The organism is Aquimarina sp. (assembly GCF_977115655.1).
In genome coordinates, this window is the sequence record NZ_CDSBKO010000017.1 from 82,420 (window position 1) to 93,602 (window position 11,183).

The following is an 11,183-nucleotide window of genomic DNA, read 5'->3' on the forward strand; positions in this document are numbered from 1 at the left end:
GGAGTGTTTCTTCTCACAGGTTAAATTAGTTGGTTATTTTAAAAATTCCTTTAAGCGCCAACCCTTGTACTTTGGCTCCTTTGGTTGCTGTAGCCGTTTCTGGGTCTACAATATAAACATGTGTTTCTGTACCCGCAAAACTGCTTATATATGCTTTACCGCTTTCTACAAACATAGGAGAAGTGTATCGATTTGCATGTGTTGGTATTCCTTGTACATCTGTAATGGTTTTATTTTGAAGATCGATCACTACCAATTTAAAAAAGCTACCTACCTCTTTAAAAACCCCCCAAGGGCCTATTGTATCATCTAAAATAATTCTACCAATTGCTTTACCGTTTCCTATATAATCCATCCAGAATAGTTTCCCTCCGTTTGGCGCTTTTTCTACATCAAAGAAATAATCTTTATCAAACTCTGTGGTTCCGTTTTTGATCCTTAAAATCCCAGATGGTTTTGTCGCTGCCGTAAAACCTGCGCTTAGTGCAGAACTAGAATACGAATAAATATCTCCGTTTTCGGTTTTCTCGATACCGGTACTGTGCCCGTTAACCCCTATGGGGCTTGTTCTTTCATCATAAATTATTTTTTCCAGTTCAAATTCGGGGTATTTAAAAACCGCTACATACGCTCTATCCACATCTGGGGTTACATAAGAGCCATCTGCAAGCCATTTATGATAAGAAACAAATAATTTATCTCCTTGCAGTACCATACCTGTTACCCAAGGAATAGATCCCGGGTTTGCTGCCGTACCATCACCTTTATCTATATCTATAGGGTGCTCTACTATCTTTTCCAGCTTACCGGTTTCTGCATTTATGATATGAAATCTTTTGTTAGACAAACCACTATAAGTAAGTTCTACTGCCAGTAAAGTTTTATCATCTATGGCTGCATAATTATCTAATGTAGACTGAAAAGCAAAGTTTCCTTTTTCTATTAGTTTTCCCTCTTTATCAAGACTGTATGCTATGCATTTATCATCGTCGGAATACCCTGCTGTAAAAACAGTATTTTTTACATTATGAAAAAACCGCCATCCTTTTAAAGGTGTTCCTTGTCCTTTTACAGAGATTTCCCCAGCGGTAAGGGATTCTAAAGACGGAAGCTCTAGGATATAGTCTACAGGAGAAGCATCTCCTACAGGAAGTGCCTGAAAACCGACTACATACTTAGAAACCGCAGTAGGTTCTGGTGGGGTTACAACAACATTTTCATCATCTTTACTACAGGAGAATACAGATAGACAAATGGCGGTTCCCAGCACCCAATTTTTTATTATACTTATTGTTTTCATTATAATATGATTTAAAATAATTATTACTGATTTTAGTTTGACAAATAGTATCTTAATTTCACATAAAAGGCTCTGCCCGGTTGTTGTATCTCGAAGTTATCATACACCTTGGCATCGGTTACGTTTCTTGCCAATACCGATATATTATACATTCCGTTTTTAAAGGAATATCCTAGTTGTGCGTTATGCGAAAACTGCTCTGGTATAATATCCCGTTCTTTGGGGCTGCCTTCTACAAATGAGGTAAGGGGATAGTCATGCACATAATAAGAACTCCATGACACAGTTAATTTATCATTTGCAGAAAAAATATCTTTTGCATTATATCCTATTTTTGCATTACCGAATACATAAGGGATATTGGCTATTCTTTGGTTTTTTAAAAAGTCTACTCCTGCATTTGCACCTACATTGCGATCTATAATGTTTTGATAGGTTGCATTTATCTCCAAAAACAAAGCATCGTTATATATGGTTCTTATTTCTCCCTCTACCCCTGTACTTCGAGCTGCAGCAGTGTTATAATATCTGGAAAAAATACCTTCGGACCTAATGGTGATAAAGTTTTCGGACTCTCGTAGAAATACATTAGAGTCCAAACGGATTTTAAATTTATTTATATCGGTTTGCAAAAGAAACCCAAGATTTGCATTGTAGCTTTCTTCCGGCAATAATTCGGGGTTTGATTTCAATAAAAAACCATCCCCAAAAATCTCGTATCCTTCTGGTATCCTGAATGTTTTTTCCAAAGAACCTTTTAGTTGTATATCATCGGTAAATTTATAGGTAGATGCAAACCCGTACCCTAGTTCTTCAAAAGTGTTATTAAATTTTGTAAACCGATCTTCTTCAATATTGGTCAATACGTCTTCAAGTACCCCTTCTGAGTTTAAAAAATACCCTTTACCAAAAACAGTGGTATTCCAGGTAGCATCAAATGCTTCCAAATCGTAGGATACCCCAACTATATTTTTGTTGATAACATGAGGGTCATTAAATGGTATTTTTCCTTTTCTTGCTGGGTCTTCCCCTTTTCGCTTTATATAATTCTTGGTAAAATTAAAATTTAGTGCACTCTGGTCATTTATGGTATAGCTTGCAAAAGCGTTAATTAAATGGGTCTTATCTTTAAATTCGAATAGGGTTTTACTAAATTCCAGTTCTCCCAGGTTTTGATCCCCTCTTTCTATAAACCCCCCAAACCAATCGTATTTTCTGGCAGAAGTATCTGCTACTTTATCGTTATTTTCTCCAACGGCAGCATATAGTTTTACTTTTAGTTTTTCTTTAAGCAGGTTTGCTTTTTCGTAAATCAAAGATGCGTTTATTACATTATTTTTGGTAAAAACCTCCCCAAAAGGGTTTTGTGGATCTATAGGATGTTGTATTTCGTTTTTATTTGCAGAGGCTGTAATGCCTATTAAAAGTTTATCGGCAAAGCTTTTTTCTACTAAACCCGTTTGCAAGTTGATCATTTGCGAGGTGTACGCATCATGAAATCGTCTTACATTATCTCGTCTGATACCTGTATCGTTACCCAATTCGTCCCTTACTTCGATATCATCAATCTTATAATCATTATCCGAGTGGTTATAAAATGAAAATGCTTTTATTACAAATCCTTTATCACTATAATATTGGGTATTTATAGTTGCCCGATGGGTATTAAAAGATCCTGCATCATAGGATACATCTATAAAATCATTTTTACGTTGGTTGGTTATAATATTTACTGCACCTCCCAGAGCATCTGCTCCTAGATATATAGGGACAACTCCTTTAAAGACCTCTACACTTTCGATTAGCGTTGCAGGAAAATTATTAAAAGACATAGAACTCCCAAAGTTCTCTAATGGGATATCGTCTATAAAAAATTTTACTTGCTTACCCGATAACCCATTTAACGAAAATTCAAATGCAGATCCAAGCCCTCCTCTTTGTCTAACATTTACTCCCGGAACTGTTGTTAAAAGCGAATTTATATCTACACTAGCATTTTTAAGTCCTTGTGTTTGTATTACTTCTACCTCAAAAGCTTTTTCTCTGGTTTTTTGTGCTTTGGATTTAGCTTTTACCAACACATCTGCCAGCTCTTTAACATCTTCTTCTAATACAATAGTAAGGGATGTGGTTTTTGAGTCTTTGATTTCTACTTTTTTAAGATAATCTTTAAACCCTACAAAACTAATTTTTAAGGTATAAGAACCTGATGGAGCATCAAATTCGAAGTTTCCTTCAAAATCACTTAAAGCTCCTTTATTTTTAAGTTCTATAATTTGTATAGAAGCTTCGGGTATTGGATTAGATTGAGTATCCAGAATTGTGCCTTTTATTCTGCTCTGACCTGTACAGATCATAATCCCAAACAGCAGAAAAAAAAGGCAACTATTTTTTCTTAAAACAAACACTAACATGACAATTTTTTTTAAACAATGTAGTTTAGACTTTATATTATTATTTATATTTGGTCTAAATAAGTATTGGATGCAAAATTAGCGCCTAAGGAAAGAGAAAAATGACGCATTATGGATAAAAAAAGACGCAATAAGGAGTCTGCAAAATCAACTCCAGTAATACATGAAAACAAATGTGTTTTACATACTATTTCTAAACTAGTTAATCAACAAGAGCATTGTGGTATCTACACAAAAAAATTTTGTTTTTTACCCGAAATTGGGGACGGAAATTTTGAGTACAACCGTTTTGACGGCTTATTTATAGGGGTATTTGATGTTTTATTAAAAAACGACTTTAAAATTCATGGTGAACAGAATATAGATGCTATAGAATTATCTTATTTGATTGATGGGGAGCAGATTATTAAAATCGATGGAAAATCCCATGACTTGATTTATGAGGGTCAGGAAAGCTATCTTGTATACATATCTCAAGTATCGGGATCTATACAATACCATAAAAACAAACACTATAAGGAAATCAAAATCAGAATGCATTCTGATTTCATCAAAAAACATAAACTAGACTCAGAATACGGAATCCATGAAAAATATGCGGTAGAAAAATTAGACAGAAATTTTGCAAAACCTTTGTGCAGCAAAACTCAGGAAATCCTAGCAGAACTACTTACCGATACCAGACAAGGACTATTAAAACGTTTATTTTTAGAATCCAAAGCATTAGAATTACTTTCTTTACATTTGGAAGTCAATAAAAGGGCTAAACCAGAAATACCCATTACCGATAATCTTATCAAAAAATTATACGAAGTACAGTATATTATAAACTCTGACCTAACCATACAATACTCTGTTCATGAATTAGCCCGTAAGGTAGGGTTAAATGATTTTGTACTTAAAAAGGAGTTCAAAAGGGTATTTAATAAGACTATTTTTGAGTATGCCCTCGGGTTACGAATGATAAAAGCAAAAAAGTTATTAAAACATAGTAAAAAACCTATTTATGAAATTTCAGAATTGGTTGGCTATAAAAATTCTACTCATTTTACTGCTGCTTTTAAAAAAGTAGAAGGTACAACTCCCAAAAAATACAGACAAAGTGATATAGAAGTTTTAGAGAATACAAAAGCATAACATGCTTTATATCTCATATTCGTCTATCCAAAAAATTTAACAAATTTTGATACTCCTAAAACTATATACTACAATTTTATGTCTGTGCTTTATAGGCTTTTTATGGGTTATTTAGATTTGAGATTAAAATCTTTACAACTTCTTTATGTCCTAGTTTTTTGTGTTTTCTTTATTTTATTTTCAATCTGTTTAAGAATATAAACAAACTTTTCAAATTGCTCCATATCTTTAATTCCATATTGTGGGGTTAGTACAATTTGGTTTATTGGTTTATCTCCCGTTGCTATATAGATTCTTTCGTTTATTATTTTTTCTGTGAAAGTTATATCTGAAACAAGTTGCTTTAACAGGTCTTTATTACCACCAAACCAAAATTGTTTTTTAATGGATTTTGGTATAAAACCTTTCCTTTTTGGCAGAATAAGATCTAAAAAATTATTCCATAAATTTTTGGGGTAAATGACCAGCTCTGTTTCATAAACTTTATCTAAGTGTAGGGTAATCCGAAACGGTTCTGTTACAGGCATAGCTCCACTAACTTCATTTAAGTTTATAGTGATTTTAGTTCCGTCAACTTCTATAACCCCGCTTTTTGGTTGGTATATGTATTTTCCCATCGGGCTATTTATCCTTTTAAGATAATCCTCTGAATATTTCCCGCTATATTTTTCTGTGAGTTCTTGAATACTATTCATTAAGAGTTTTTAAAAAATGATGGTTTATGTAACAGTTACCTTTATTAGTATAATAATTATAACCTAATTCAAAATTTATAGCGGTTCAATCAATCGAATGTTTTCTCCATTATAACATATTCAATTCCGTCCTTTATAAATTTATTATCTGTCAAAGTCATTCCAAATTTGGCGTAATAATCTGATTTATCTATTCGAGCATTACACCATACTTTATTGACTTTATTATGCTTGATAATATTCATGATTTCTTTTAACAATACTGTACCGAATCCTTTTCCTTGATACCTTGTTAACGTTGCAAATTTTCTAAACTGAGCCTCCTTATTTACAATAAATAAAGAAATTACCGAAATCATTTTATCATTAACAAATAAGCCAAAATGTTTTCCTTTATCATCATTTGGTATTCGAACGTAATCAATTGATTTATTAGGCCACATAACTTTATGGCGAATATTTAAGGTTTCTTCTGTTGGTATTTCGACAATTTTAAACTCCATTTATATTTAGGATTGAAACAATTTTATTTTTGTTAACAGCAAAAATAAAGAATATAGCTCCTCTACAAACCTAACATTTTTTGATACTCCAAAAAATATATACTAAAATTTTGTATCTGTGCCTTGCGGGTTTTTTAGTTTTGAAAATCGCTTTATAATATAGTATAGGTTTAGTGATGGTTACCGCTTGTAGTATTTGTATTTTTCAATTTAAAAATTAACATTTGCTATAATACCGTTTCGTTTATTTCGTTTATATTTGTTAACACCCTAAGATTAAACTAATTCGACATGGAATACTTTGATACTATAAAAAGACCATCTAAAAAAGAGCAGGTTGCAGCGATGAAATCGTATAATGCGCTTACCGCTACTTTGAAAGAGCTACGTACAGAGAACCCAGAAATTGAAATTGAAGAAACTGCTGAAAAAATAAAAATCCCGTTGAAAGCCCTTAAACTTTTAGCAAAAATATTAAAAGCAACAAGTCAAGGGCAACCAATTTCTTTGGTTCCTATTGCTACTGAAATGACAACTCAAGCAGCGGCTGAATTACTAGGCTGTTCAAGACCTCATTTTGTTAAACTACTTGAAAAAGGTAATATTCCATATACTTTGGTTGGAAGACATCGTAGAGTTAAATTTGAAGACGTAATGAATTATAAGAAAGAAATGAAATTGAAGCAAGAACAATTTCTAATAGATATGATGAAGTCTGACGAAGAATTAGGCTTATATGATTCATAGTGTTCGTTTTACCTGTATACTCGATACTAATGTTATTTATCCAATTGAAATTAGAGACTTACTGTTTTGGTTTGCTCACTATGAATTGTTTACTGCTAAATAGAGCATACATATTTTTGATGAGTGGGAAGATGTAATGAAAAGGAAAGGGATAACCAAAGAAGAAATTAAAAAAAGGACAGCTATTGCAAATTTAGCATTTCCTGATGCCTTGGTCATAAATTATGAACCATTAATCCCGGGGTTAACTTTACCTGATGAAAAGGATTGCCATGTACTTGCAGCAGCAATTAAAACTAATGCAAATATTATAGTCACCAATAATTTAAAAGATTTCCCAGAGGATTATCTTGCTACTTTTGGGCTGGTTGCAAAATCTGCAGATGACTTTATTGCTGATATTATAGATTTAAATCATGAACAAGCATTAGAAGCTTTTAGAAAGTTAGTCTTAAACCGAAGGAATCCGGATTTAGACCTATACGAGGTTTTAGATAATCTAAGAAAAAATGGGTTAATTAATTCTGCCAATTATCTACATTCCCTAATTTAAGATGGATTAAAACAGTCTTATTTTTATCGATATGGAGGACCTGTTACCCATCCTACAATAGATTGCCGAGTTCCTTTTGTGATCGGGGTTACTCTGTGCATTATAAACGATGGAAAAATTACTATGGTTCCTTTTTTTCTTGGAGCATTCACAATTTTTTGATTTACCATAAATTGCAAGTCTCCTCCTTCATAAGCATCTTCGTCTGATAGTTGCACGGTCATACTTAATTTTCTTGCTGAAATTTCACCAGCTCCAAAGTCTAAATGCCAATCAAAAAAATCTCCTTTAGAATATCTTGTTAGTTGTAATTCTTGATGAAATCCTAATAAATCAAACCAGTACCTTTCGTTATTGGTTTTTATTGCCAAAGATGCCAGCTTGTTGTAAATCCAATCATTTTCCTGTATATTATCTATAAACATAACCGAGCTTTTCCTTAGTTCATCATTATATTTTTCCTCTCCGCTAATTGTGGCCTTTATGGTTTTTTGGTCCTGCCAAAAATCAAGTATCCTATTAATCTCATGAGGCAAGAATAATCCCTCATAATAAATAAATTCTGCAAAATTATGTTTAAGAGGAAGCCCAAAAGAATAATTGATCGACATTTTGAAAAGAATAAGTTTTAGTTACTGGTTTTATAGTATCTTATTAAGACAACAATATAGGATTAATTTGAATAATACGATTTACGAATGAGAATGAAATATTTTAGGTTTTAAAATGTATTATATCCTTAATTTGTCCATAATAATTCTCGTTCTGTTCCCAAAACGAATAATTTGGCTACGGTCATTGGTTAGATTTTAGGTTTTAAGGGTTCACAATTATTTTGGTTTAATTGCTTTAATTGAAGGTCTAATTCCCTGAGACTTGTCTTGAAAACAAGATATATTTTCGGAAACATACCTCGTGAGTTTGCCCCGAAAGCAAATATTTATTCAGCACAAAAATCGTTATAATAGCTAACCATTTCTCCTGAATTATGAATATCAAATTCACGAGTGTCTAATTTTTCTAGAATTCCAATACAGTCCGAAAAATATTCTTTTGCTTTTCTCCTAAAACCTTTAATACCAAATAGTGAAGTAGGGTATTTTTCGGTTTCTTTCTGCACATAATATCGAGCTCTTTCGTTTTCTCCATAAATCATATTAGTTGGGAACTTATCGTTGGAATTTCCAAAGTTTATGACTGTTTTTGTTCTTTTTATATCGCCAAATAAATTCACTTTCCCCTCAGCAAGTACTCGAAGAAGTATTGAAGGTTTATCAGGACTTAGGGAAACATATTGATATTTAACAGCTATTCCATATTCATACATAGTAAGGCTTTCAATCATCAATTCAGTCCATTTATCAGCTTTTTGATCAAGTGAAACTCTAAATTTTATTTGATCATTAGCTGTGATTTTTGCATACCCTTCTATAGAAGTACCGTCTTTAAAAAATAACTCTGCTTTTTTATTTTGAGAAATTGTTAATCCAAAAGATAGTATACTTATAATTAAGATTAATGTTTTTTTCAATTTAGTAATTTTAAAATATTTGATAGCAATATACTACCTATAAGTACACGTAAACCTGTTATACAGGTAGCTAAATTAATAAATCTTTTAAATTCTTACACTTTTTAATGTTAATGAATGTATATGTATTAGAGGGGGAGGTTACTTTTTTTAATCATTTAGAGCTTTTAAAATATCTTCTTTCGGTATACACATTGGGTTGGATAAATATGGTTTATTAGTATTTAAATAGAATCTTTGTTCTAATTTACAAGGAATACAAGATTTATCCAGAAGAAGTTTTTTTAAATCATTTTCTGGTGAATCTATAATATTACTTCCTTTATTATCATAGAATATGATATCAATTTCATATTCCTTTTTTTTATTTTCATATAAAACTTCACTTTTTTCATTAGGCTCAATTTCAGAGCCAACATTTTGACCATCAAAATACCCAAGTATTTTAATTTTAGCGTTGTCAATATCTTTTATTGTGAAATCTTTTGTTTTTGTTAATAAGCAAGTTAAGTGAGGGGCATCCGCTTTTTTAAAAACTTTATCATTTATTGCAACATCAGATAAAAATTTAATCTTGTAAGTGTTTATGAAATTTTCTTTCGAATCATGTTTTCTAAATTCTAGAAACTCAAGATTAGCTTTTGGAATACCGTTATCTTTAAAACAAGAATTAGAAAATATGATTATAAAAAAAACAATCATTAGATAAGGTATGTTTTCAAACTTCTTTTTCATAGTTTAGAGTCTAAGAATTTTTGTATAGTTGATAATAACAAGCTAGATGCAGAAATTGTTGTTTTTGATAGAATTTCATTAAACATATTATTCGCTTTACCATGATTATATATTGTAGTATGTATGACATGTGGTTTATTTTTTCTAGGAATCCATTGTCCCCCAAGATCAGCTATTAAATCATCAGCTCTATAATTTTCAGGATCGGTATGTATGTATACCCAAAAACCTGCTTTTGGGGATGGAAATAAAAGATGTATATCAGAAATAGTTGTTACCCCGCCACCTTCACCAACAGGATCTAAAGTAATTAAAGTATTTACTATATATTCTTTTTGGGTTAAAATATCAGATAAATGTGCTCCGTTCCACCCTCCTAAACTATATGACCAACAATGTTTATTTGTATACCATCTTTGTTAGGAAGTTGGCTTAATATATTATTTTTAATATTATTTTCTCCTTTAACTTCATTGTAACCCAAATAGTATGAGGTATACAGATCATTATTGGCTAGTTTTGATTTTATTTTTTTATTGAAATTAATTCTAACCTCTTCCATAATTTTTGTAGCTCCCGATCCATAAAACGGTTCTTTATCTCCAGCTCCTCCAATAAAAAAGGTAACTACCTGTTTATAGGTGGCTTTGGTATTTATATTTGGATTAAGGTTGTCTATGTGAGCATATATTGTAGCGGCATATTTGCCTTTACTTACTTGTATTTGTGTTTTTAAGATTCCATCTTGATATGTGCCGCCTGTGATGAGTTTTTGATGTTTTGCAGTATCTTCATCGTCATAAGTAGCAGACCATTGTATTTGGTATAAATCATCTCCTTCTTTATAGTTTTTTATAGTAGCGTGGTAATAATATGTATGTTTAGGGCTAATATATTTTATTCCCTGTTTTATCAAAAGGGCCATCTACATTAGTTATTTCTATAGCTTCTTTTTTTTGGTCATTCCCTACAGCCTGATATGGCATTTGCTCACTTAGTGTAACCCAGCTTTCTTGCCAAGGTTTTACCAAAGTCACTCCTTTTACTTGTTGTATGGCGGCAGAAATGGTCATGGTAATTGTCATTGGGGTTTCTCCCACAGCGGTAAATATTTCTTTCCAGTAGATTAAAGCAGCATCCTTAAATTTATATTCAAAAAGGATAACACCATCAAAATTGCCTTTATAAAATACAATTTTACCTTCGGTTAATTTACAAAGCTCGTCTTTTTCACTATGGGTGATCCAACGCAGTAATCTGTCATCTTCCCAACCAGAAGCAAATGCCAGTGTAACTAATCCTCCCATTGGGATTTCGCCACAGCGACCTGTTTTAGGATTTAAAAATCTATGATATTCTAGATCTGTCCATAATAATTCTCGTTTTGTTCCCAAAACGAATAATTTGGCTACAGTCATTGGTTAGGTTTTAGGTTTTAAGAGTTCGCAATTATTTTGGTTTAATTGCTTAATAGTACATATCTGTTATACCGGTAGCTAAATTAATAAATCATTTAAACCCAGATTATGCAATAGAAAATCTATTTCATCTGTGATCTACTGCAAACA

At 31.9% G+C, this 11,183-nt stretch carries 12 protein-coding genes; 3 read left to right on the top strand and 9 right to left on the bottom strand.

Annotated elements, in window-relative coordinates; all coding sequences use genetic code 11:
- Positions 1-25 precede the first annotated feature (25 nt).
- Together ACZIYX_RS09460 and ACZIYX_RS09465 are read right to left on the bottom strand one after the other, a co-directional pair.
- Positions 26-1,300 (bottom strand): DUF4374 domain-containing protein, encoded by a 1,275-nt coding sequence (locus tag ACZIYX_RS09460; protein WP_462681981.1) that lies wholly within the window; start codon positions 1,298-1,300, stop codon positions 26-28.
- A gap of 32 nt (positions 1,301-1,332) precedes the next feature.
- Positions 1,333-3,714 carry a TonB-dependent receptor gene (locus ACZIYX_RS09465; RefSeq protein ID WP_462681982.1) on the bottom strand — a complete coding sequence of 794 codons (2,382 nt, stop codon included), beginning with the start codon at positions 3,712-3,714 and terminating at the stop codon, positions 1,333-1,335.
- Positions 3,715-3,825: 111 nt separating this feature from the next.
- On the opposite strand from ACZIYX_RS09465, the gene ACZIYX_RS09470 reads away from it, so the two are divergent.
- The gene (locus ACZIYX_RS09470; RefSeq protein WP_462681983.1) at positions 3,826-4,851 is read left to right on the top strand and encodes a helix-turn-helix domain-containing protein; all 1,026 of its coding nucleotides are present in this window, start codon (positions 3,826-3,828) and stop codon (positions 4,849-4,851) included.
- A 143-nt stretch (positions 4,852-4,994) separates the two neighbouring features.
- Here the strand turns inward: ACZIYX_RS09470 and ACZIYX_RS09475 are convergent, their stop codons facing one another.
- A complete protein-coding gene (locus tag ACZIYX_RS09475; protein ID WP_462681984.1) occupies positions 4,995-5,546 on the bottom strand; it encodes a hypothetical protein in 552 nt (183 codons plus the stop codon).
- A gap of 89 nt (positions 5,547-5,635) precedes the next feature.
- Entirely contained in the window at positions 5,636-5,989 is a 354-nt protein-coding gene (locus ACZIYX_RS09480) for a GNAT family N-acetyltransferase (protein WP_462681985.1), read from the bottom strand.
- A 351-nt stretch (positions 5,990-6,340) separates the two neighbouring features.
- Between ACZIYX_RS09480 and ACZIYX_RS09485 the strand changes: the two genes are divergently transcribed.
- Entirely contained in the window at positions 6,341-6,796 is a 456-nt protein-coding gene (locus tag ACZIYX_RS09485) for a helix-turn-helix domain-containing protein (RefSeq protein ID WP_462681986.1), read from the top strand.
- Positions 6,797-6,908: 112 nt separating this feature from the next.
- Positions 6,909-7,349: a PIN domain-containing protein gene (locus ACZIYX_RS09490; protein ID WP_462681992.1), complete on the top strand. Its 441-nt coding sequence runs from the start codon at positions 6,909-6,911 to the stop codon at positions 7,347-7,349.
- A gap of 23 nt (positions 7,350-7,372) precedes the next feature.
- On the opposite strand, the gene ACZIYX_RS09495 is transcribed toward ACZIYX_RS09490, so the two are convergent.
- The 5 genes from ACZIYX_RS09495 to tssD all read right to left on the bottom strand — a co-directional run bounded on the left by ACZIYX_RS09495 (position 7,373) and on the right by tssD (position 11,033).
- A complete protein-coding gene (locus ACZIYX_RS09495; protein ID WP_462681987.1) occupies positions 7,373-7,960 on the bottom strand; it encodes a 2OG-Fe(II) oxygenase family protein in 588 nt (195 codons plus the stop codon).
- 329 nt (positions 7,961-8,289) lie between these two features.
- Positions 8,290-8,880 (bottom strand): hypothetical protein, encoded by a 591-nt coding sequence (locus ACZIYX_RS09500; RefSeq protein ID WP_462681988.1) that lies wholly within the window; start codon positions 8,878-8,880, stop codon positions 8,290-8,292.
- Between the two features lie 150 nt (positions 8,881-9,030).
- Entirely contained in the window at positions 9,031-9,615 is a 585-nt protein-coding gene (locus ACZIYX_RS09505) for a hypothetical protein (protein WP_462681989.1), read from the bottom strand.
- Between the two features lie 376 nt (positions 9,616-9,991).
- A complete protein-coding gene (locus ACZIYX_RS09510; protein ID WP_462681990.1) occupies positions 9,992-10,540 on the bottom strand; it encodes a hypothetical protein in 549 nt (182 codons plus the stop codon).
- A complete protein-coding gene (gene tssD / locus ACZIYX_RS09515) occupies positions 10,503-11,033 on the bottom strand; it encodes a type VI secretion system tube protein TssD (RefSeq protein WP_462681991.1) in 531 nt (176 codons plus the stop codon). Before tssD ends, ACZIYX_RS09510 begins: the two co-directional genes overlap by 38 nt.
- Positions 11,034-11,183: the final 150 nt, after the last annotated feature.